Consider the following 21,933-nt stretch of genomic DNA (forward strand, 5'->3'; position numbering starts at 1 on the left):
CGATTCCGCCCCGATGGACAGGCAGCCGGCAACGTCGATGGTCGCGGCTGGGAAGATGGCGCTCATGACCGAACTGTGGGTGGAACGCACCGGGACCCGTCGCTACACCGGGCGCAGCTCGCGCGGCGCCGAGGTGCTGATCGGGTCGGTGGACGTCGAGGGGGTGTTCACCCCCGGCGAGTTGCTGAAGATCGCGCTGGCCGCGTGCAGCGGCATGAGCAGCGACCAGCCGCTGGCGCGGCGGCTCGGTGACGACTACGACGCCCGCATCGACGTGTCCGGCGACGCCGACCGGGACAACGAGGTGTACCCGGCGCTGGCCGAGACGCTGCGCATCGACCTGTCCGGGCTGACCGAGGCCGAAGCCGCCCGCGTGCACACCGTGGTGGCCCGCGCCATCGACTCGGTGTGCACCGTCGGACGCACCCTCAAGGCGGGCACCGAGATCACCTTCGAGATCGCCGACGGCCGGGACTGAGCCCGGCATGACAGCGCAGGTCCGGCTCACCGCCTGGGTGCACGGACGCGTCCAGGGCGTCGGTTTCCGCTGGTGGACCCGGGCCCGGGCGCTGGAACTCGGCCTCGTCGGCTACGCCAAGAACCAGCCCGACGGCCGGGTGCTGGTGGTCGCGCAGGGCCCCCGAAGCGCCTGCGAATCACTGCTGGCGCTGCTGCGCGGCGGCGGTACCCCGGGCCGCGTGGACACCGTCGTCGCCGATTGGGCCCAGGACACGACCTCGGTCAGCGGGTTTACCGAGCGGTAGCCCCCGCGACGGCACCGGTACGCTGGCACGCCATGCACCTCAAGAGTCTGACGCTGAAGGGCTTCAAGTCCTTCGCCGCGCCGACGACTCTGCGTTTCGAACCGGGCATCACCTGTGTCGTCGGGCCCAACGGCTCCGGCAAATCCAACGTCGTCGACGCGCTGACCTGGGTGATGGGCGAGCAGGGCGCCAAGGCGCTGCGCGGTGGCAAGATGCAGGACGTCATTTTCGCCGGCACCGCCAACCGGGCACCGCTGGGCCGCGCCGAGGTCACTCTGACCATCGACAACTCCGACAACGCGCTGCCCATCGAATATTCCGAAGTCTCCATCACCCGCCGGATGTTCCGCGACGGCGCCGGCGAGTACGAGATCAACGGCACCAGCTGCCGGCTGATGGACGTCCAGGAACTGCTGAGTGACTCCGGCATCGGCCGGGAAATGCACGTCATCGTCGGCCAGGGCCGGCTTTCCCAGATCCTGGAGTCCCGCCCCGAGGACCGCCGTGCGTTCATCGAGGAGGCCGCTGGCGTCCTCAAGCACCGACGCCGCAAGGAAAAGGCCGTCCGCAAGCTCGACGCGATGGCCGCCAACCTGGCCCGGCTGACCGACCTGACCACCGAGCTGCGCCGCCAGCTCAAGCCGCTGGGCCGCCAGGCCGAGGTGGCCCGACGGGCCGCCACGATCCAGGCCGACCTGCGCGACGCCCGGCTGCGGCTGGCCGCCGACGACCTGGTGCGACGCCAAGCCGAGTTCGCCGGCGTCGGTGATACCGAGGCCGCGCTGCGCCGCGACCACGACGAAGCTGCCGCCCGGCTGGCGATCGCCGCCGAGGAACTGGCCGCCCACGAATCGGCGGTGGCGGCGCTGACCCGCCGCGCCGAGGCTGCCCAGCAGGCCTGGTTCCGGCTGTCCGCACTGGCCGAGCGGGTCAGCGCGACGGTCCGCATCGCCAGCGAACGCGCCCAGCTGCTGGAGGCCGAACCGGTCGCGCACACCGGGCCGGACCCCGACGCCCTGGACGCCGAGGCCGACGAGGTCGCCGCCTACGAAGCCGAGCTGCTGGCCGAGTTGGCCGAGGCGCGCGAACGCGCCGAATACGCCCGCGCCGAGCTGTCCCAGGCCGAGGCGATGGCGGCCGAGGCCGAACGCGCCCATCTGGCTGCCGTCCGGGCCGAGGCCGACCGTCGCGAGGGGCTGGCCCGGCTGACCGGGCAGGTCGAGACGATGCGGGCCCGCGTCGAATCCATCGACGAGCGGGTCGGCCGGCTGACCGAGAACATCGAGGAGGCCGCCGACCGGGCCCAGGCCGCACAGGCCGAATTCGAGACCGCGCAGAGCCGGGTCGGTGAGCTCGACCAGGGCGAGGCGGGCCTGGATGAACAACACGAGCGCATGGTCGATGCGCTGCGGGTGGCCGACGAGCGGGTGGCCGAACTGCAGGCCGCTGAACGCGCCGCTGAACGTGAGGTCGCCTCGCTGCAGGCCCGGATCGACGCCCTGTCAGTCGGGTTGGACCGCAAGGACGGTGCGGCCTGGCTGACCGAACACCACGGCGAGCCTGGCATTCTCGGCAGCCTGGCGACGCTGGTGAAGGTGTCCGCCGGCAACGAGACCGCGCTGGCCGCGGTCCTCGGATCGGCCGCCGACGCGCTGGCCGCCGACGGCGCCGAGACCGCCCGTTCGGCCGTCGCCGCGCTCAAGGCCGCCGACGGCGGCCGCGCGGCGATCGTGCTGGGCGACTGGCCCGACGTCACAACCGCCGACCTGCCCGCCCTGCCCGCCGGTGCCCGCTGGGCCCTGGATCTGGTGGAGGTCCCTGGGCGACTGCGCGGCGCGCTGACCGCGATGCTGGACCGGGTTGCCGTCGTCGAGGATCTGTCCGCCGCGCTGGCGCTGGTCGCCGCGGCGCCGCAGCTGCGCGCGGTGACCCGCGACGGTGACCTGGTGGGATCCGGCTGGGTCAGCGGCGGTTCGGACCGCAAGCCGTCGACGTTGGAGATCACCTCCGAAATTGACCGGGCGCGAACACAATTGGAAGCTTCCGAGGCGCAGGTCGAGCGGCTGGCGGCGGCGCTGGCCGGTGCGCTGGCCGAACAGCAGTCCCGTCGGGATGCCGCGGACCAGGCGCTGGCGGCCCTCAACGAGTCCGACGCCGCGATCTCCTCGATCTACGAGCAGCTGGGCCGGCTGGGCCAGGCCGCGCGTGCCGCCGAAGGGGAGTGGCAGCGCCAGATCCGCAACCGTGACGAACTGGAGGCCGGGCGCGCCCAGACCGTCGCCGAGCTCGCCGAACTGGAGGCCCGGCTGCACGGCGCCGAGACGCTGCCGGCCGAACTGGACGACGAGACTGCCGACCGCGAGCAGCTCGCCATGGTTGCCGACGCGGCGCGCGGCGCCGAGGTGGAGGCCCGGCTGGCGGTGCGCACCGCCGAGGAACGGGCCAATGCCGTTCGCGGCCGGGCGGATTCGCTGCGCCGACAGGCCACCGCCGAGCGTGAGGCGCGGCTGCGGGCGCAGCGGGCCCGGGTGGCCCGCGAGCGGGCCGCCGCGGTCGCCGCGGCCGTCGCCGACTCCGGCCGCCGGGTGGCCGAGCGGTTGGCCGCCGTCGTCGCCGTCGCCGCGGCCCGCCGCGACCAGTGCACCGCGCAGCGCACCGAACGCGCGGCCGGGCTGACCGCGGCCCGCGCCGAGACCGATTCCCTGAGCGCCCGGATCGCCGCGCTGACCGACTCGCTGCACCGCGACGAGGTCGCCAAGGCCCAGGCCGCGCTGCGTCTGGAGCAGTTGGAGCAGATCATCCTGGAGCAGTTCGGGCTGGCACCGGCGGACCTGGTCGCCGAGTACGGCCCCGACGTCGCGCTGCCGCCGACCGAGCTGGAGATGGCCGAATACGAGCAGGCCAAGGAGCGCGGCGAGCAGGTCACCGCGCCGGCGCCGATGCCGTTCGACCGGCCCACCCAGGAGCGCCGCGCCAAGCGCGCGGAAAAGGAGCTGGCCGAGCTGGGCCGGGTGAATCCGCTGGCGCTGGAGGAATTCGCCGCCCTGGAGGAGCGCTACAACTTCCTGTCCACCCAGCTGGAGGACGTCAAGGCCGCCCGCAAGGACCTGCTCGACGTGGTCGAGGAGGTCGACGCCCGGATTCTGCAGGTGTTCACCGAGGCCTACGCCGACGTGGAACGCGAATTCACCCAGGTGTTCGCCTCGCTGTTCCCGGGCGGGGAGGGCCGGCTGCTGCTGACCGACCCGTCGGACATGCTGACCACCGGCATCGAGGTGGAGGCCCGCCCGCCGGGCAAGAAGGTCAAGAGGCTCTCGCTACTGTCCGGCGGCGAGAAGTCGCTGACCGCGGTGGCCATGCTGGTGGCGATCTTCCGGGCCCGGCCGTCGCCGTTCTACGTGATGGACGAGGTCGAGGCCGCCCTCGACGATGTCAACCTGCGCAGGCTGATCGGGTTGTTCGAGCAGTTGCGGGAGCGTTCGCAGCTGATCGTCATCACCCACCAGAAGCCGACGATGGAGATCGCCGACGCCCTCTACGGCGTCACCATGCAGGGCGACGGCATCACCCAGGTCATCTCCCAGCGGCTGCGCGGGCAGGACCTCGTGCCGTCGGGTACCGGGGGCGAACCGGCCGCGTAGCGGGATCGATGCGCCAGGCCCGCTGCGCGAAGCCTCCGTTCCTCCGGCTTCGCTTGCGACCTGGCGGCCTGGAACAATATCGGGATGCCAACGCAAGCGTGGATTGCCATCGCGGTCGTCGCGGTCCTGATCATCACCGTGCTGATCGTCGGGCTGGTGCGGTACCGCAGCCGGACCATCAGCCTTGAGCCCCGCCCGGACACCCCGATCGACCGTTCGGGCGGCTACCAGGCCGGCACCGGCTTCAGCTTCAGCGAGGGCACTCGCGACGGCGCGACGGCGACCCTGGACCCGTCCGGGCTGCCCGGGGTCGGTGACGACGCCGCGGTTCCCCGCGATGCGCCCAAGCGCACCATCTCCGACGTGCGGCTGCCCGAGCCGGAGGTGGCGGAGCCGGTCGTCGAGACCGAGGTCGTCGAGGTCGCACCCGTCGCGCCGGCACCGCAACTGGACACCATCGCCCCCACCGAGGGCCGCCTGGACCGGCTGCGCGGGCGGTTGGCGAAGTCGCAGAACGCGCTGGGCAAGAGTGTGCTCGGGCTGCTCGGCACCGGGGATCTCGACGAGGACTCCTGGCAGGACATCGAGGACACCCTGCTGATCGCCGACCTCGGGCCCACCGTCACCGCCGCGGTGGTGGACGAGCTACGCGCCAAGTTCGCCGCCAGCGGTGCGCGCACGGGTGCGGAAGCCCGCGCCGTGCTGCGCGAGGCGCTGATCGCCCAGCTTCATCCCGAGTTCGACCGCTCCATCCGTGCGCTGCCGCACGCCGATGCACCGTCGGTGCTGCTGGTGGTCGGCGTCAACGGGACCGGAAAGACCACCACCTGCGGCAAGCTGGCCCGGGTGCTGGTCGCCGACGGGCGCCGCGTCGTGCTGGGCGCAGCCGACACCTTCCGCGCCGCCGCCGCCGACCAGCTGCAGTCCTGGGGCTCGCGCGTCGGGGCCGAGGTGGTCCGCGGCGCCGAGGGCGCCGATCCGGCCTCGGTGGCGTTCGACGCGGTGAGCTCGGGGATCGCCGCCGGCGCGGACGTCGTCGTCGTCGACACCGCCGGGCGGCTGCACACCAAGACCGGGCTGATGGACGAGCTGGGCAAGGTCAAGCGGGTGGTCGAGAAGCGGGCCGTGGTCGACGAGGTGCTGCTGGTGCTCGACGCCACCATCGGCCAGAACGGTCTGGCACAGGCCAAGGTGTTCTCCGAGGTCGTCGACATCACCGGGGTGGCGCTGACCAAGCTGGACGGAACCGCCAAGGGCGGCATCGTATTCCGGGTTCAGCAGGACCTCGGCGTGCCGGTCAAACTGGTCGGCCTCGGCGAGGGGCCCGACGACCTGGCACCCTTCGAGCCGGGGGCGTTTGTGGACGCACTGTTGGGCTGAGCGCGCAGCGCGAGGCCCAGACAGTGCGAATCGGCCCGGCGCTGTTGGGTTAGCTACCGCGCCGGGGTGACCCGGATGTTGATGCTCTTGGCCAGTGGCTGGTCGCTCTGCGCGCTGTAGTCGGCATGGCCGATCAGCACGTTCATCTCCGGCATGTACCCGGCCGCACTGCCCTTGGGGGTGTTGTATGCGATCGCCCGGTAGGACCGCAGCTCCCGCTGGGAGCCGTCCTTGCACGTCGAGACGATGTCGACCAGCGAACCGTCGGGGATCCCGCGTTCGGCCATATCGGCGTCGTTCATGAAGATCAGTTCGCGGATGTTCTTCACCCCGCGGTAGCGGTCGTTGTTGGCGTAGATGGTGGTGTTCCACTGGTCGTGCGAGCGCATGGTCTGCAGCACCAGCATGTCCGCCGCCGGCGGCCGCACGTCGTGCAGCGGCGCGCTGGAGAACTCCGCCTTGCCCGATCCGGTGACGAACTCCCGCTCCCGGGCCGGCTGCGGGATCCGGAAGCCCAACGGTTTGCGGATCAACTCGTTGAAATCGGCGAAACCGGGCAGCACCACGGCCATGTCGTCGCGGATGCGGTCGTAGTTCGCGGTGTACTCCTCCCACGGGATCCGGCTGTGCGGCAACGTCGCCCTGGCCATCCGCGCGATGATCTCCGGTTCCGAGCGCAGATTCTCCGACGCCGGTTTCTTCCGGCCGACCGACAGGTGCACCATGCTCATCGCGTCCTCGACGGTCTGTCCCTGCAGGCCGTCGCGCTGAATGTCGCGCTCGGTGCGGCCCAGGCACGGCAGGATCAGCGCCTTACGGCCGTGCACCAGGTGGCTGCGATTGAGTTTGGTGCTGACCTGCACGGTCAGCGCGCAGCGCGCCAGCGCCGCGGCGGTGAAGTCGGTGTCCGGCGCGGCGAGCACGAAGTTTCCGCCGAGGGAGACGAACACCTGAACGTCGCCGCGGTGCATGGCCGCGATGCTGCCGACGGTGTCCAGGCCCGGCGTGCGCGGGCAGGTGATGCCGTGGTGGGCGTCGAGGGCGTCGAGCAGCCCGGTCGGCGCGTGATGGTCGATCCCGCAGGTGCGGTTGCCCTGGACATTGCTGTGTCCGCGCACCGGCGACGGCCCGGCGCCCGGACGGCCGATGTTGCCGCGCAACAGCAGCACGTTGGCGAATTCGCGGATCATGTCGACCGCGTGCTCGTGCTGGGCGACGCCCAGGCACCAGCTGATGATCGTCTTGTCGGACTGCACATAGAGCGCGCCGAGTCGGCGCAACTGCTGTTCGGTCAGCCCGGACTGCTCCACCAGGTCCGCCCAGGAGGTGGCCTGCACCAGCGCCCGGTACTGCTCGAGGCCGGTGGTGTGCGCGGCGATGAACTCGTTGTCGAGCACGCCGGGGTCGGTGTCGGCGGCTTCAAAGACCACTTTCGCGATCGCGCGCATCATCGCCATATCGCCGCCGGGGCGGACCTGCAGATCCCAGGTGCCGGTGGGGCTGGATCGCAGCAGCGCCATGTCCAGGAAGTCATGCGGCACGATGGTCCGGGTGGCGGCGGCCTCCACCAGCGGGTTGACGTGCACCACCTGGGCGCCGTGCTTGACCATCTCCATCAGCGACGTAAGCATTCGCGGGGCGTTGGACGCCGCGTTGACCCCGAGAAGCAGCAGCAGATCCGCCTCGGCCCAGTCGGACAGATCGGTGGTGCCCTTGCCGGTGCCGATCGAGGCATTCAGCGCGCGCCCGGACGCCTCGTGGCACATGTTGGAGCAGTCCGGCATGTTGTTGGTGCCGAATTCGCGCATGAACAGCTGGTAGAGGTAGGAGGCCTCGTTGCTCAGCCGGCCCGAGGTGTAGAACGTCGCCGCGTCGGGGGTCGGCAGCGCGCGCAGTTCCTCGGCGATCAGCGCGAACGCGGCGTCCCAGGAGATCGGCACGTATTTGTCCAGGTCGGCGTCGTAGACCATCGGGTCGGTCAGCCGTCCGGCGTCCTCCAACTCGAAATCGGTCCACTCGGCCAACTCGGTGACGGTGTGGGCGGCGAAGAACCACGGCCCGACGCGCTTGTGCGTCATCTCCCAGGTGACGTGTTTCATGCCGTTCTCGCAGATGTCCAGCCGCAGCCCGTGCTGGTCGTCCGGCCAGGCGCAGCCCGGGCAGTCGTAGCCGGCGATCGGGTGGTTCATCTTCAGCGTCGCGAGCGGCCCGGCGATCGGCTCGCGCTCGCGGGCGATCACCTTGCCCACCGACATCGCCGCGCCCCAGGCCGCCGCCGGGTGGTGGTAAGGCCGCTGCGACCAGCCGCGGTCGGTCGGTGGCCCGTACCCGCCCTGCCGGGGCCGACGCGACATCAGCCCGGTGGGCTTCTCCGGCGGCGGGAGCGCCTCGTCGCGCTGCTCGGCGGGGTTGTGCTGGATGTCGGTCATGGCAGTGCTCCTTCAGCTCGCCTGGCTGTGGCCGGGGCGCCCGCGCGGATGCGGTGCGGGTGGCTGTAGACGTTCATCGAGCGTCCGCGCAGGAAGCCGACCAGGGTCAGCCCGGCCGCTTCGGCGAGTTCGACGGCCAACGATGACGGGGCGGACACCGCGGCGAGGAACGGGACGCCGGCCATGACGGCCTTCTGTACCAGCTCGAAGCTCGCCCGGCCGGAAACCTGTAGGACGCACCCGCGCAGCGGGACCCGGTCGTTGAGCACGGCCCAGCCGATGACCTTGTCGACGGCGTTGTGCCGGCCGACGTCCTCGCGCAGCACCAGCAGCTGTCCGGTCGCCGCGTCGAACAACGCGGCGGCGTGCAGGCCACCGGTGCGGTCGAATATGCCCTGGCGTGCCCGGAGCTCGTCGGGGAAGGTGGCCAGCCGCGTTGCATCCAGCACGGCGGCGTCGGCCGCGACGTCGTACTGCGAGACGGTCTCGATCGCGTCGATGCCGGCCTTCCCGCACACTCCGCAGGAACTGGTCGTATAGAAGTTCCGTGTGGCCTCGGGCGCCGGCGCCGAGGTGCCGGGGGACAGCGTGACGTCCAAAACGTTGTAGGTGTTGCCGCCGCCACCGGTGCCCGGTCCGCCGCAGTGGATGGCGGAGCGGAATTGGTCCCCGCGGGCGATGACGGCTTCGGAAACCAGGAATCCAGCGGCGAGCTCGACGTCGCTGCCGGGCGTGCGCATGGTGACGGCCAGTGGGCGACCGCCGACCCGGATCTCCAGCGGCTCTTCGACGGCCAGGACGTCCGGGACGCGGTCCTCACCGACACCGACGACGATTTTCGTCACCGGGCGTCGCGCCGTGATACGCCCCATGCGGCGAGGTTACTCCCGGACCATCGGGTGCCGCGAACGGACGCGTAACGCCACCGAAACGAACCTCGCGTATCCATTCACCTCGGCGAAACATCAGCGCGCCGTCGTGGAAACAACAGCTGGGAATTCTCTTGGTCAGGTCGACGGCACAGCCGCGACGTGGCTGAAGGAGGACGGCGCGCGTGGATCACTATCCGATACTCGGGACACCGAACACCGGTGACACCGCCTGGTTGCTGGTCAGCGCCGCGCTGGTGCTGCTGATGACTCCGGGCCTGGCCTTCTTCTACGGGGGCATGGTTCGCGCCCGCGGTGTGCTGAACATGATCATGATGAGCATCAGTGCCATGGGCGTGGTGACCGTGCTGTGGGTGCTCTACGGCTATTCCATGACGTTCGGCAACGACGTGGGCAGGCTGTTCGGCAACCCGGCCCAGTTCTTCGGCCTGGAGGGACTGCTCGGCGGCAATGCAACCGACACCACGCAGATCCCGCTGATGGGCACCGTCCCGGCAACGGTGTTCGTGGCATTTCAGCTGATGTTCGCGATCATCACCGTCGCGCTGATCTCCGGTGCGGTCGCCGACCGGCTCAAGTTCGGCGCCTGGCTGGCGTTCGCGGCGCTGTGGGTCACGGTGGTGTACTTTCCCGTCGCGCACTGGGTCTTCGACGCCGACGTCAGCACCGACGACGGCTCCGTCGTGCACCACGGTGGCTGGATCGTCAACCAGCTCAAGGCGATCGACTTCGCCGGCGGTACCGCGGTGCACATCAACGCCGGTACCGCGGGCCTGGTCCTGGCGATCATTCTCGGCAAGCGCCTCGGGTGGCCGCGGCTGCCGATGCGCCCGCACAACCTGCCGTTCGTGATGCTCGGCGCCGGACTGCTGTGGTTCGGGTGGTACGGCTTCAACGCCGGCTCGGCCGCCTCGGCGAACGGCACTGCCGGCACCACGTTCATCACCACCACCGTGGCCACCGCCGCGGCCATGCTGTGCTGGTTGCTCACCGAGCGGATCCGGGACGGGCACGCCACCTCGCTGGGCGCCGCCTCGGGCATCGTCGCCGGCCTGGTCGCCATCACCCCGTCGTGCTCCTCGGTGAACGTGCTGGGCGCACTGGCCATCGGTGCGGTCGCCGGGGTGGCCTGCGCATTGGCCGTGGGGCTCAAGTTCCGCTTCGGCTTCGATGATTCGCTCGACGTCGTCGGCGTGCACCTGGTCGGCGGTATCGCCGGCACCCTGATGGTCGGCCTGGTGGCCACCAAGGAGGCACCGGCCGGTGTTGCCGGACTGTTCTACGGCGGCGGATTCGACCAGTTGTGGCGACAGGCCGTCGGCGTCGTGGTGGTGCTGGCGTATTCGGCGATCGCCACCGCTATCTTGGCCTTGATCATCAAGTACACGATCGGACTTCGGCTCGACCGCGAGGAGGAATCGGCGGGCATCGACGAGGCCGCTCACGCGGAGACGGCCTACGACTTCGCCGCAGCCGGCGCGGGGTCGGTCATCGGACGACACAGTGCGCAGGAGTGAGGGAGAACATGAAGCTGATCACCGCAATCGTCAAGCCGTTCACGCTGGAAGACGTGAAGACCGGGCTGGAGGAGGCCGGCATCCTGGGGATGACGGTCAGCGAGGTCCAGGGCTACGGCCGGCAGAAGGGCCACACTGAGGTCTACCGCGGCGCGGAGTACTCGGTGGACTTCGTGCCGAAGGTCCGCGTCGAGGTCATCGTGGATGACGCGGCGGTGGACCGGGTGGTCGACATCATCGTGGCCGCCGCGCGTACCGGCAAGATCGGCGACGGCAAGGTGTGGGTCAGCCCGGTGGAAACGGTGGTGCGGGTGCGTACGGGGGAGCGTGGGTCCGACGCGCTCTGATCAGCGCGACAGGCGACGGCGCACAGAGGCCCCGCTGTCCCGGTTCGAACCAGAAGGGAGACACCGATGGCACATTCGGCCAAACCCGCCACCGAGTTGGTCGCCGCGGTCGACAAGCTGGTCGCCGGGGAACGGCACCTGAGTGCTCCGGAACTGCGGATGGCGCTGCGGGATCTGTACGAACTGTGGTTGACCGGCAAGGCCAACGAACTGGGCATCACCGAAACCAGTGGCATCGCCATCGTGGCGACCGGCGGCCTGGGCCGCGGCGAGATGGTGCCCTACACCGACCTCGACCTGATGCTGCTGCACGACAACCTCGACTCGGAGCAGATCTCGGAGATCGCCGAGGCTCTCTGGTATCCGTTGTGGGACGCCAACATTCGCCTCGACCACAGCGTCCGCACGGTCCCGGGGGCGTTGACGGTGGCCAATGCAGACCTTAGCGCGGGGATGGCGATGCTGGAGGCCCGGCACATCGCCGGTGACAGCGAGCTGTCGAAACTGCTGATCGGCGGGGCCCGTCGGGCCTGGCGAACCGGCATCGCGTCGCGGTTCACCGAGCTGGTCGATTCCGCGCGGGCGCGCTGGGAACGCAGCGGTGAGATCGCCCACCGCGCCGAACCCGACCTCAAACTCGGTCGCGGCGGTCTGCGCGACGTGCAGTTGCTCAATGCGCTGGCCATCGCGCAGCTGGCCGACGGGCCGCCCCTGCGCACGGCGGCCGAACCGATCGGATCGCTGGCCGAGGCGCAGTCGGCGCTGCTGGATGTGCGCACCGAACTACACCGGGTTTCCGGCCGGGGCCGCGACACCGTGCTGGCGCAGAACGCCGACGAGATCGGCGCGGCGCTGCACATCGGCGACCGCTTCGACCTGGCCCGCATGCTCTCGGATGCGGCCCGCACCATCGGTTACCACGTCGACGCCGGGATCCGCACCGCGTCGAACAGCCTGCCCAAGAGGGGTTTTGCCGCTCTCCGCCGTCCGGTGCGCCGGCCACTGGACGAGGGGGTCATCGAATACAGCGGCGAGGTGATGCTGGCCCGGGATGCCCGACCGGAGCGCGACCCGGGGCTGATCCTGCGGGTGGCCGCCGCCTCGGCGTCCACCGGTCTGCCGATCGCCGGTGCGACCCTGGGCCGGCTGGTGGAATCCGCACCCGCGCCGCGGTCGCCGTGGCCGTCGTCGGCGCTCAACGACCTGCTGGTGACGCTGTCGGCCGGTCCGGCCACGGTGAGCACCATCGAGGCGCTGGACCGCACCGGGCTGTGGGGCCGGTTGTTCCCCGAATGGGGCGCGGTTCGCGACCTGCCGCCGCGTGATGTTGTGCACATCTGGACCGTCGACCGGCATCTGACCGAAACCGTTTCTCGCGCAGCGGCATTGACCACGCAGGTGGCGCGACCCGACCTGCTGGTGCTGGGTGCTCTGCTGCATGACATCGGCAAGGGCCGCGGCGGCGACCACAGTGTGCTCGGCGCCGAGCTGGCCGCCGCGGTGGGGCAGCGGATCGGCCTGTGGCCATCGGACATCGACACCTTGACCAAGATGGTGCGCCATCACCTGCTGCTGCCGAGTACCGCCACCCGCCGCGACCTGGCGGACCCGGCCACCATCGCCTCGGTGGTCGACACGCTCGACGGCGACGGTCAGTTGCTGGAGCTGCTGGCCGCGCTGGCCGAGGCCGACGGGCAGGCCACCGGGCCGGGGGTGTGGGGCGACTGGAAGGCATCGCTGATCGGCGACCTGGTGCGCCGCTGCCGACTGGTGCTCGCCGGTGAATCGCTGCCGCAGCCCGACCCGATCGACCCGGCGCTGGTGGAGCTTGCCTCCGACGGCGAGGTGCACGTCCAGCTGGAGCCTACGGATGGCGAGGACTACACGGTCACCGTCGTCGCGCCCGACGTTCGCGGTGTGCTCTCCCGCTCGGCCGGTGTGCTGGCGCTCAATTCACTACGGGTACAGGCGGCCTCGGTGAACAGCGTGGCCGGCTCGGCGATCGATACGTTCCGGGTGGTGCCGCACTTCGGTGCGCCGCCGGCCGCCGAACTCCTGCGCCAGCAACTCGGCCTGGCACTGTCCGGCGGCCTGAATGTGCTCGATGAGCTGGCCCGCAAGGAACGCGACGCCACCGAGGGCCGCCGTCAGGACCGGACCCGCGCTGCCGTGCCGATCAACACGCCGTCGGCGCCGCCCCGGATCCTCTGGCACCCCGGGACCGGGGACCAGTTGGTGGTCGAGGTTCGCAGTGCCGACGCGACCGGCTTGTTGGCCGTGCTGACGTCGGTCTTCGAACGCGCCGGTGTGGACGTGGCCTGGGCGAAGGTCACCACCCTGGGATCCACCGTGATCGACGTGTTCGCCGTGACGTTGCCCGCCGACGCCGACGGCGCGATGCAGCAGCGACTGGAGGCTGAGCTCTATGCCGTGCTGCCCGCGCCGCCGGTGGTCAAAGCGGCCAGTTGAGTCGCGGGCGGTCTGAGCGGGTGCATCAGGGGATCAGGATGTAGCTCATTCCGGGTACGTCCTTGACAATCCGGTTGTTCTCCTTGTTGAAGCCCTTGGTTCTGTACCCGTTTGCCTCGGTTCCGCCGGCGCCGTAATTCATCTCGGTGATGTTGATGTAGCGGCCATCGGAGCGCTTGTCGACGCTGTTGACCCAGGCCACGTGGCCCACACCGCCCACGACCGACGGCTCGAACACGACGACGGATCGCGGCTCGGCGTCGAGGACGACCTTCCAACCGCGGGCGCGGGCGTCATCGTCCCAATACATGGCATGGCGCGTCTCGTTGAGGTAGTAACCCGCATTTCTCTTGACGAACTCCTGGGCACCGTAGGTGCAGTAGCCGGCATAGCCCGCTGCATACGGGTTGCTGCCCAAGGTCTGTCCCTTCGGACGGCCGTTCGTTGCGGCCACCGGTGCCGGCGTGTTGGCCGGTGCCGGGTTGTCGACCTTGGAGCAATCCGGTGCGACCGCGTTGAACGTGCCGGTATCGATGTCGACGTCGCCGACGTAGTGACCGTCGGAGGTCCGGTACCAGAGGTTGTCCCACCCGCCGTTGGGCAGGTTGAAGCTGAAATAGCCCTTGATGGACTGGCCGCGCTTGGAGCAGACCAGGGTCAGCTTCTGACCCGCCTCGTACCAGCCGTGCTGGGTGGACTTCAGCGTGGCGTCGGTCATCCGCTGCGTCTTGACCTTGGCGGTGCCGGTGGCAGCATTGGCTGGGGCGGCCAGGGCCAGGGCCGGAACGGCGAGGGTGGCCGCCAGGCCGGCGGCTAGGCCGCGCAGCAGCCGCCTCCGTCGTGCGGTGGTGGTCGAAGACGATGAGCCGTGGAACATGGGATCCCCCTGGTGGTTTGCGGTGAGTCTTGCTCGGAACATCTGTCTCGGTGCGCGTGCTGTTAGCGGAAAATGTGCGCTGACGGGGTGATTCATCCGTTCGTACGACAACGCGCGACGAGTTCTGGCTCAGCCGAAGTACTTCGCCGGGTCGACCCGGCCGGCGTACCCGTTCTTGAAGTCCGGCCTGAGCGGCAGGACTTCGAAGTGCAGATGCGGGCCCGTCGAATTTCCGGTGCTGCCGGTGTAGCCGATCAACTGCCCCTTCTTCACGGCCTGACCGTTGGAGACTTTGATTCCACCATTGTTCAGATGTGCGTACCCGGTGTATTTGTCGGAGTGCTTCAGCAGGATGCAGTTCCCGGCCTGCCAGCCCATCCAGCTGTTGTTTCGGCCGTCTCCTGCGAACGTCACCGTCCCATCGGCGGCGGCGTACACCGGGGTGCCGACCGGCGTCGGGTAGTCGATGCCGTTGTGCCCGCTTCCGCCGAACCCGCGGCCCTGCGCCACATTATTGAGAGGAAGCCGCAGGCTGCCGCCCGCCGTCGGAGCCGGCGCGGCGTTGCTCGTCGGTGCGGGGTTGTCGAGCGCGGAGCACTCCGGGCCCAGCGCGTTCTGGGTGCCGGTCTCGATATCGACGTCGGCGACGTAGTGCCCATCGGCGGTTCGGTACCAGAGGTTGTCCCACCCGCCGTTGGGCAGGTAGCGGCTGAAGTACCCCTGGACGGACTGGCCGCGCTTGTGGCAGACGAGGTTGAGCTTGTCGCCAACGCTGTACCAGCCCTTCTGGGTGGACTTCAGCGTCGAATCGGTCATCTTCTGCGTCTTGACCTTGACGGTGCCGGTCTCGGCATTGGCCGGCGCGGCCAGAACCAGGGCGGGCACGGCCAGGGCTGCGGCCAAGCCGGCGGTGACGCTGCGCAGCAGGTGAGGCCGTCGGGCCGTCGTTGCCGTCGAGATGGATGACCGATCGAACACGTGAACCCCCCTGAAGGTGTGAAAAGACTGTCAGGAACATCATCGGATCCTGTGAAGATCCTGTTAGCAGGAGGGTGGAACCCGGGGTTCGATTCATCCGTTCGTACGACCACCGCCGGATCGAACCGGCCCCGCGTCGGCGGGCAAGGGCGGGTGCAGCGCGGTGGCCGCCGCCGTCGGCACCGCCGGTCCGGCCGGTCGCGATAGGCTGGCCCTCGTGTTTGAATCCCTCTCCGACCGGTTGACCGGTGCGCTGGCCGGGCTGCGCGGCAAGGGTCGGCTGACCGACGCCGATATCGATGCCACCGCCCGCGAGATCCGGCTGGCGCTGCTGGAAGCCGACGTCTCGTTGCCCGTCGTCCGCGAGTTCATTGCCCGGGTCAAGGAACGGTCCAAGGGCGCTGAGGTCTCCGGCGCGCTCAACCCAGCCCAGCAGGTCGTCAAGATCGTCAACGACGAGCTGATCGGGATCCTCGGCGGACAGACCCGCCAGCTCGCCTTCGCCAAGACCCCACCGACGGTCATCATGCTGGCCGGTCTGCAGGGTGCCGGTAAGACCACGCTGGCGGGCAAGCTGGCCAAATGGCTCAAGAGCCAGGGCCACAACCCGCTGCTGGTGGCGTGTGACCTGCAGCGCCCGGGCGCGGTCAACCAGCTGCAGATCGTCGGCGAACGCGCCGGGGTCACGGTGTTCGCGCCGCATCCCGGCACCGCGCCCGAGGCCGTCGAAATCGACGGCGCCGGCCCCGGTGACCCGGTCGCCGTCGCCGCCGCGGGCCTGGCCGAGGCCAAGGCCAAGCACTTCGACGTCGTCATCGTCGACACCGCCGGCCGACTGGGCATCGATGACGTGCTGATGGCCCAGGCCGCGGCCATCCGCGACGCCGTGTCACCCGACGAGACGCTGTTCGTCCTCGACGCCATGATCGGCCAGGACGCGGTGGCCACCGCCGAGGCGTTCGGCGCCGGTGTCGGCTTCACCGGTGTTGTGCTGACCAAGCTCGACGGCGACGCCCGCGGTGGTGCGGCGCTGTCGGTGCGCGAGGTCACCGGCGTGCCGATCCTGTTCGCCTCCACCGGCGAGAAGCTGGAAGATTTCGACGTCTTCCACCCCGACCGGATGGCGTCGCGCATCCTGGGCATGGGCGACGTGCTCACCCTGATCGAACAGGCCGAGCAGGTCTTCGACGCGCAGCAGGCCGAGGAGGCCGCCGCCAAGATCGGCAGCGGCGAGTTCACCCTGGAAGACTTCCTCGATCAGATGCTGGCCATCCGCAAGATGGGCCCGATCGGCAACCTGCTCGGCATGCTGCCCGGCGCCGGTCAGATGAAGGACGCGCTGGCCGCCGTCGACGACAGCCAGCTCGATCGGGTGCAGGCCATCATCCGCGGCATGACCCCCGCCGAGCGGGCCGATCCGAAGATCATCAACGCGTCGCGCCGGCTGCGCATCGCCAACGGCTCCGGGGTCACCGTCACCGAGGTAAATCAGCTGGTGGACCGGTTCTTCGAGGCCCGCAAGATGATGACCCAGATGGTCGGCGGACTCGGGATTCCCGGTATCAGCCGCAAGTCGAACAAGAACCGCAAAGCCGCCAAGGGCAAGAGCAAAGGCAAGGGGAAGGGCCGCGGCCCGACGCCGCCCAAGGCCCGCAGCCCGTTCGGCCCCGGCATGCCGGCCGGTTTCCCGGACCTGTCGCAGATGCCGCCGGGTCTGGATGAATTACCTCCCGGGCTGGCCGGTTTCGACCTGTCGAAGCTGAAATTCCCCGGACAGAAATAGGTTTCGACGACGGGAGGTCGGCCGTGACGGCTCTACACGTGCGCGCCACCGCGCTGCCGGATGAGTCGCCGGTCGACTGGTGGATCGCCGACGGCGTGCTGTCCGCAGAGCCGATCGCCAGTGCCACAACGGTTTTCGACGGAGGCTGGATCGCTCCGGGGCTGGTGGACGCGCACTGCCACATCGGTCTCGGAGTGCACGGCGGGACCACCCTGGAGGAGGCGATCGAGCAGGCCGAGACCGAACGCGGCGCCGGCGTGCTGCTGATCCGCGACGCCGGAGTGCCGATCGACACCCGCAGCCTCGACGACCGCTCTGACCTGCCGCGCATCATCCGCGCCGGTCAACACCTGGCCCGGCCCAAGCGCTACATTCCCGGTCTGCCGATAGACCTGGAGGACGAATCCCAGCTGCCCGAGGCCGTGGCCGAACAGGCCCGCGCCGGCGACGGTTGGGTGAAGCTGATCGGTGACTGGATCGACCGGGGTGTCGGCGATCTGGCGCCGCTGTGGTCGGATGCGGTGCTCGTCGAGGCGATCGCCGCCGCACATGCCAACGGGGCCCGGGTGACCGCGCACGTCTTCGGTGAGGACGCTCTGCCCGGATTGATCAACGCCGGCATCGACTGCATCGAACACGGCACCGGCATCACCGACGACATCATCGCGTCGATGCTCGACCACGGCACTGCGCTGGTGCCCACGCTGATCAATATCGACAACTTTCCCGGAATCGCCGAGGGCGCCGGGAAGTACCCGGTGTACGCCAAGCACATGCGCGACCTGTACGCCACCAGCGCCGCGCGCATCGGTGCCGCGCACGAGGCGGGGATCCCGATCTACGCCGGGACCGACGCCGGCGGGATGATCGCGCACGGCCGGATCTCCGAGGAGATCGCCGCGCTGAACCGCATCGGGATGAGCCCGCACGACGCGCTCGGCGCGGCGTCCTGGGATGCCCGGAAGTGGTTGGGGCAACCCGGTATCGAGGACGGAGCGCCCGCAGACCTGGTCTGCTACGCCGAGGACCCCCGTCGTCCCGGGGGACCGGGGCGCCCGGATCTGGTGATCTTGGGCGGTCGGGCTTTCCGCTGACCGCGGTGCCTAGCGCCCTTGGGCGAAGCCCCAGTCCAGCAGGCCGGTAGCCTGGTCCCACATGTCGCCGGTGCTCTTCATCAACACCACCGCCAGGGTTCGGCCGTTGCGCTGGGCGACGGTGACGAACGTGTGGCCGGCCAGATCGGTGTAGCCGGTCTTACCGGCGATGTCACCCGGATAGCGATCGAGCAGTTTGTTCTGCGCGGTAAGGGTTTTGGCCCCGCCCCGGCCATCGGGGAACTGGGTGGTCCGCTGGCCGAAGATCTGCGCGATGATCGGGTACTGGATGGCCGCCCGGTAGATGACCGCCAGATCGTGTGGCGTGGTGACGGTTTCGAAGCCCGGCCCGTCCAGACCCGACGGCGACATGGCCCGGGTACTCGTCGCGCCCACGCTCTGGGCCTTGGCCGTCATCCGGGTGATCGCCGACCGGTAGCCGCCGAGCATGTCACCGAGCAGGTTCGCGGCATCGTTGCCGGAGACCATCAGCAGGCCGTCGAGCAACTGCCGTGCGGTGTAGACCGCGCCGGGAACCAGCCCGACACAGGAACATTCGACCTTGGTGTGCGCAGTCGTCGCGCGCACGGCGACATTGGGATTGAGGTTGTCCAGCACCGTCATCGCCAGCAGCGCCTTGATGGTCGATGCCGGCGCGTAGCGACCGTTCGGGTCCTTGCTGGCCAGGATGGAGCCGGCGCCCAGGTCGGCCAGCAGCCACGCCTTCGCCGCGGCGTCGGGGGCGGTGAGCGCGGTGGCGGCGTCGGGGGCGGCCGTCGCGGTGGGGGAGCCGACGGCGAGCAGCAAAGCGGTCGCCACCAGCGCGAGCCCGCGGCGGACGCGCGCGACGGCAGGCACACCCATCCCGCCGACGCTAATCAGCGCACATCACTCGCGGACAGCGGTGGCGTTGCGATTCGGACTCACCCCGGTGCCTGTCAGGGCCCTTCCGCGGAGCTCGTCGCTCAGAAGTGGATGGTGGGTTCCACAAGTGGTCTGTCGAGCGTGCTGTGGGGAGCGAGCGACTTGCGTACCCCGGTGGCCTGAAACGGGTACGCCCGTGGCGTGAGTTCGGCCCCAAGCCGCCGTCAACAGCTGTGCGGTACCGGCATCGTCCCGGTTACAGCGTGCCGATCCCCGGGCCTTGGCCCTGGGCGAAGCCCCAGTCCAGCAGGCTGGTGGCCTGATCCCAGTAGCTGGGCCCGCCCTCGCGAACCAGGCCGTACATCATCGCGATGACCAGCCGACGGCCGTCGCGCGAGGCGGCGCCGACGAACGTCTTGCGGGCCAGATCGGTGTAGCCGGTCTTGCCGGCCAGGAAGCCCGGGTAGCGTGCCAGCATCTCGTCCTGGTTGACCAGCACCCGGTCACCGCCCTTGGCCGGGAACGTCGCGCTGTGCTGGGCCATGATCTCGGTCAGCACCGGATACCCCATAGCGCCGCGGAAGATCACCGCCATATCGCGCGGGGTGGACCACATGTCGATGCCCGGCCCGTCGATACCCGACGGGCTGCCCACCCGCGTCGATGTCGCGCCCAGCGCGGCGGCCTTGGCGTTCATCTTGGCCACGGTGGCATCCATCCCGCCGAGCAGGTGCGCCAGGGTGTTGGCGGCGTCGTTGCCCGACACCAGCAGCAACCCGTCCAGCAGCTGGCGTGCGGTGTAGGTCTGGCCGGGCGCCACCCCGGCGCAGTTGCATTCCACCCGGGTGTCGGCGGCGTCGGCGACGACCGTGGCGTCCAGCGGCACCTCGTCGACGACGACCTGGGCCAGCAGCGTCTTGATGGTGCTGGCCGGGCCGGACCGGTTGTTCTCGTTGCGGCCGGCCAGGATCTCACCGCTGTCCAGATCGGCGACGATCCACGCGGTCGCCGGCCCGTCCAGCACGCCGACGCTGGCCTGCGGCTGCGGATCAGCCGGATCGGCGAGGGCCGGCGGCGCGGCGGTCAGCAGCAGACACAGGGATGCGGTGGCGGCAAGCAGTCGGCGCATGAGGATTCACGGTAGAGCCTGACAGCGGCTCAATACACATCGCGCAGGTAGCGGTGGTTGCGCATCAGGTCGTTGACGAACGCGTGGGCGCCGTCGGCATCCAGCCCACCGCCCTGGGCGACGACGGTGTGCAGCGTCCGGTCGACGTCGCGGGCCATATGGGTCGCGTCGCCGCAGACATAGAGGTGGGCACCGTCGGTCAGCCAGCCGTACAGCTCGTCGGCGTGCTCCAGCATCCGGTGCCACACGTATTCCTTCTCCACTCCGTCGCGGGAGAACGCCAGGTCCAGCCGGGTCAGCGTGCCGGACGCGGTGAATTCCTCCAGGTCCTCGCGGTAGAGGTAGTCGGTGGCACGGTGCCGGTCACCGAAGAACAGCCACGACGACCCGGTGGCCCCGACGGCCTGACGCTCGGCCAGGAAGGCCCGGAACGGTGCGATACCGGTGCCGGGCCCGACCATGATGATCGGCACATCGGGGGCGGGCAGCCGGAAGTGGTTGTTGGGGCGCAGGTACACCTCGACGCTCGACGTCCGGTCGGCCAGGAAGGTGCTCGCGGTACCGGCGCGATCGCGGCCGTCGCGGGTGTAGCGCACCGCGGCGACGGTCAGATGCACCCGGCTCGGATCAGTCAGCGGTGACGAGGCGATCGAGTAGTCCCGGGGCGCCAGCGGGCGCAGCGTCGCCACCACCTCCTCGGCGCTGAGCTCCGCGACGTCGAGCAGGTCGACCAGGTCGCGGCCGTACAACCACGCCGTCAGCCGGTCACTGTCGGTGCCGGTGAGCACCTCGCGAATCTCGGCGTCGCGAGTGCGGTCGGCGACCAGGATGCGCAACTCCCGCGACGGCGAGCGCAACTCCGCGGCGGCCAGCAACTGCGACAGCGACTGATCGTGGCCCTCGGGAATCCGGTCGCCGGGTTCACCGAGGCGCTCCAGCACCGCATCGACCAAGGCGGGATCGTTGAGCGGTTGCACCGCCAGCGAGTCCCCGGCCTGGTACGCGATGCCCGAGTCGCCGAGATCGAGCTCGAAGTGCCGGACCTCCTTGTCCGAGCCGGGGCCGGTGAGTAGCCGGTTGACCGCCACCCGCGCCCGGTACGGGTGGCCACGGTCCCAGGACGTGCCGTCGGCCCGCGCCGGTTCGGGGTCGCCGGTGGCTGCGGCAGTCGATGCCGACTGGGCGAGTTCCTCCCCGCCGCCGGCAGCGGTGACCTCCGCCGTCAGCAGCTTCACCACGTCGCTGATCCATCCGGCGGCCTGGCCGTCGAGATAGCAGTCGTACTCCGTCCGGGGCACCAGCCGCACCCCACCGAGCTCCTCCAGCCGCTCATCGATGATCCGGCTGGCGTTGTTGTACAGCGGATAGGAGCTGTCGCCAAGGCCGGCGACGGCGAAGCGCAGCCCCTCCAGGGCCGGGGCGTCGGCAGCAGACAGGGACTCCCAGAACAGTGCGCCATTGTCGGGCAGTTCCCCGTCGCCCCAGGTAGAGGCCACCACGATGAGGTGGGTGCACGACGGCAGGTCCGTCGGCGCCACCTCGTTGAGCTCGACCTCTGCGACGTCGATCCCGGCCGCCTGGGCGGCCTGGGCGAGCTGGTAGGCGACGTACTCGGCGCTGCCCATATCGCTGGCGTAGCCCAGGACGAGCGAGAACCCCGCTGATTCCGACACCGCGTTCCCTTCCCGTCGAATTAGGGAGACCTTACTTTGTCGTTTGGTTCCGGCGGTGCCTCCGTAGCCCGTTGCTGCGTCGCCGAACCGCGCAAGTT

General features: G+C 69.9%; 16 protein-coding genes. 9 read left to right on the forward strand and 7 right to left on the reverse strand.

Annotated features, from left to right (window positions below; genetic code table 11):
• Positions 1–64: 64 nt before the first annotated feature.
• From G6N16_RS10005 to ftsY, 4 genes are all read left to right on the forward strand, one after another.
• Positions 65–478: an OsmC family protein gene (locus tag G6N16_RS10005; protein WP_083029907.1), complete on the forward strand. Its 414-nt coding sequence runs from the start codon at positions 65–67 to the stop codon at positions 476–478.
• Positions 479–485: 7 nt separating this feature from the next.
• Positions 486–764 carry an acylphosphatase gene (locus G6N16_RS10010; RefSeq protein WP_083029852.1) on the forward strand — a complete coding sequence of 93 codons (279 nt, stop codon included), beginning with the start codon at positions 486–488 and terminating at the stop codon, positions 762–764.
• Positions 765–796: 32 nt separating this feature from the next.
• Entirely contained in the window at positions 797–4,405 is a 3,609-nt protein-coding gene (gene smc / locus G6N16_RS10015) for a chromosome segregation protein SMC (RefSeq protein WP_083029851.1), read from the forward strand.
• 84 nt (positions 4,406–4,489) lie between these two features.
• Entirely contained in the window at positions 4,490–5,785 is a 1,296-nt protein-coding gene (gene ftsY, locus G6N16_RS10020; RefSeq protein WP_083029850.1) for a signal recognition particle-docking protein FtsY, read from the forward strand.
• Positions 5,786–5,838: 53 nt separating this feature from the next.
• Here ftsY and G6N16_RS10025 read toward each other — a convergent pair whose 3' ends face one another.
• Both G6N16_RS10025 and fdhD read right to left on the reverse strand, forming a co-directional pair.
• The gene (locus G6N16_RS10025) at positions 5,839–8,214 is read right to left on the reverse strand and encodes an FdhF/YdeP family oxidoreductase (protein WP_083029849.1); all 2,376 of its coding nucleotides are present in this window, start codon (positions 8,212–8,214) and stop codon (positions 5,839–5,841) included.
• Positions 8,211–9,086 carry a formate dehydrogenase accessory sulfurtransferase FdhD gene (gene fdhD / locus G6N16_RS10030; RefSeq protein ID WP_083029848.1) on the reverse strand — a complete coding sequence of 292 codons (876 nt, stop codon included), beginning with the start codon at positions 9,084–9,086 and terminating at the stop codon, positions 8,211–8,213. The genes G6N16_RS10025 and fdhD overlap by 4 nt, the downstream gene beginning before the upstream one ends.
• Before the next feature lie 182 nt (positions 9,087–9,268).
• On the opposite strand from fdhD, the gene G6N16_RS10035 reads away from it, so the two are divergent.
• The 3 genes from G6N16_RS10035 to G6N16_RS10045 all read left to right on the forward strand — a co-directional run bounded on the left by G6N16_RS10035 (position 9,269) and on the right by G6N16_RS10045 (position 13,437).
• The gene (locus G6N16_RS10035) at positions 9,269–10,621 is read left to right on the forward strand and encodes an ammonium transporter (RefSeq protein ID WP_179961194.1); all 1,353 of its coding nucleotides are present in this window, start codon (positions 9,269–9,271) and stop codon (positions 10,619–10,621) included.
• An 8-nt stretch (positions 10,622–10,629) separates the two neighbouring features.
• Positions 10,630–10,968, forward strand: coding sequence for a P-II family nitrogen regulator (locus G6N16_RS10040; RefSeq protein ID WP_083029847.1), 339 nt, complete (start codon positions 10,630–10,632; stop codon positions 10,966–10,968).
• 66 nt (positions 10,969–11,034) lie between these two features.
• The gene (locus G6N16_RS10045) at positions 11,035–13,437 is read left to right on the forward strand and encodes a [protein-PII] uridylyltransferase (protein WP_083029846.1); all 2,403 of its coding nucleotides are present in this window, start codon (positions 11,035–11,037) and stop codon (positions 13,435–13,437) included.
• Between the two features lie 25 nt (positions 13,438–13,462).
• Here the strand turns inward: G6N16_RS10045 and G6N16_RS10050 are convergent, their stop codons facing one another.
• Together G6N16_RS10050 and G6N16_RS21640 are read right to left on the reverse strand one after the other, a co-directional pair.
• Positions 13,463–14,314: a CHAP domain-containing protein gene (locus tag G6N16_RS10050; RefSeq protein ID WP_163787848.1), complete on the reverse strand. Its 852-nt coding sequence runs from the start codon at positions 14,312–14,314 to the stop codon at positions 13,463–13,465.
• A 129-nt stretch (positions 14,315–14,443) separates the two neighbouring features.
• Positions 14,444–15,292 carry a M23 family metallopeptidase gene (locus tag G6N16_RS21640; RefSeq protein WP_197913099.1) on the reverse strand — a complete coding sequence of 283 codons (849 nt, stop codon included), beginning with the start codon at positions 15,290–15,292 and terminating at the stop codon, positions 14,444–14,446.
• Positions 15,293–15,509: 217 nt separating this feature from the next.
• On the opposite strand from G6N16_RS21640, the gene ffh reads away from it, so the two are divergent.
• Together ffh and G6N16_RS10065 are read left to right on the forward strand one after the other, a co-directional pair.
• Positions 15,510–17,075, forward strand: coding sequence for a signal recognition particle protein (ffh, locus tag G6N16_RS10060; protein WP_083029904.1), 1,566 nt, complete (start codon positions 15,510–15,512; stop codon positions 17,073–17,075).
• 23 nt (positions 17,076–17,098) lie between these two features.
• Positions 17,099–18,169 carry an amidohydrolase family protein gene (locus G6N16_RS10065; RefSeq protein ID WP_083029844.1) on the forward strand — a complete coding sequence of 357 codons (1,071 nt, stop codon included), beginning with the start codon at positions 17,099–17,101 and terminating at the stop codon, positions 18,167–18,169.
• 9 nt (positions 18,170–18,178) lie between these two features.
• Here the strand turns inward: G6N16_RS10065 and G6N16_RS10070 are convergent, their stop codons facing one another.
• The 3 genes from G6N16_RS10070 to G6N16_RS10080 all read right to left on the reverse strand — a co-directional run bounded on the left by G6N16_RS10070 (position 18,179) and on the right by G6N16_RS10080 (position 21,835).
• On the reverse strand, positions 18,179–19,033 hold the full coding sequence (locus tag G6N16_RS10070) for a D-alanyl-D-alanine carboxypeptidase family protein (RefSeq protein WP_083029843.1): 855 nt from the start codon (positions 19,031–19,033) through the stop codon (positions 18,179–18,181).
• Between the two features lie 256 nt (positions 19,034–19,289).
• A complete protein-coding gene (locus G6N16_RS10075) occupies positions 19,290–20,162 on the reverse strand; it encodes a D-alanyl-D-alanine carboxypeptidase family protein (RefSeq protein ID WP_083029842.1) in 873 nt (290 codons plus the stop codon).
• A gap of 29 nt (positions 20,163–20,191) precedes the next feature.
• Entirely contained in the window at positions 20,192–21,835 is a 1,644-nt protein-coding gene (locus tag G6N16_RS10080; RefSeq protein WP_407663633.1) for a diflavin oxidoreductase, read from the reverse strand.
• Positions 21,836–21,933: the final 98 nt, after the last annotated feature.

Source organism: Mycolicibacterium insubricum (assembly GCF_010731615.1).
Classification (GTDB): Bacteria; Actinomycetota; Actinomycetes; order Mycobacteriales; family Mycobacteriaceae; genus Mycobacterium; species Mycobacterium insubricum.

What these genes read in the sequence shown, in the direction of transcription:
- G6N16_RS10005 (WP_083029907.1), top strand. Translation starts at nt 65, where the DNA reads ATGACCGAACTGTGGGTGGAACGCACCGGGACCCGTCGCTACACCGGG.
- G6N16_RS10010 (WP_083029852.1), top strand. Translation starts at nt 486, where the DNA reads ATGACAGCGCAGGTCCGGCTCACCGCCTGGGTGCACGGACGCGTCCAG.
- smc (WP_083029851.1), top strand. Translation starts at nt 797, where the DNA reads ATGCACCTCAAGAGTCTGACGCTGAAGGGCTTCAAGTCCTTCGCCGCG.
- ftsY (WP_083029850.1), top strand. Translation starts at nt 4,490, where the DNA reads ATGCCAACGCAAGCGTGGATTGCCATCGCGGTCGTCGCGGTCCTGATC.
- G6N16_RS10025 (WP_083029849.1), bottom strand. Translation starts at nt 8,214, where the DNA reads ATGACCGACATCCAGCACAACCCCGCCGAGCAGCGCGACGAGGCGCTC.
- fdhD (WP_083029848.1), bottom strand. Translation starts at nt 9,086, where the DNA reads ATGGGGCGTATCACGGCGCGACGCCCGGTGACGAAAATCGTCGTCGGT.
- G6N16_RS10040 (WP_083029847.1), top strand. Translation starts at nt 10,630, where the DNA reads ATGAAGCTGATCACCGCAATCGTCAAGCCGTTCACGCTGGAAGACGTG.
- G6N16_RS10045 (WP_083029846.1), top strand. Translation starts at nt 11,035, where the DNA reads ATGGCACATTCGGCCAAACCCGCCACCGAGTTGGTCGCCGCGGTCGAC.
- G6N16_RS10050 (WP_163787848.1), bottom strand. Translation starts at nt 14,314, where the DNA reads ATGTTCCACGGCTCATCGTCTTCGACCACCACCGCACGACGGAGGCGG.
- G6N16_RS10070 (WP_083029843.1), bottom strand. Translation starts at nt 19,033, where the DNA reads ATGGGTGTGCCTGCCGTCGCGCGCGTCCGCCGCGGGCTCGCGCTGGTG.
- G6N16_RS10075 (WP_083029842.1), bottom strand. Translation starts at nt 20,162, where the DNA reads ATGCGCCGACTGCTTGCCGCCACCGCATCCCTGTGTCTGCTGCTGACC.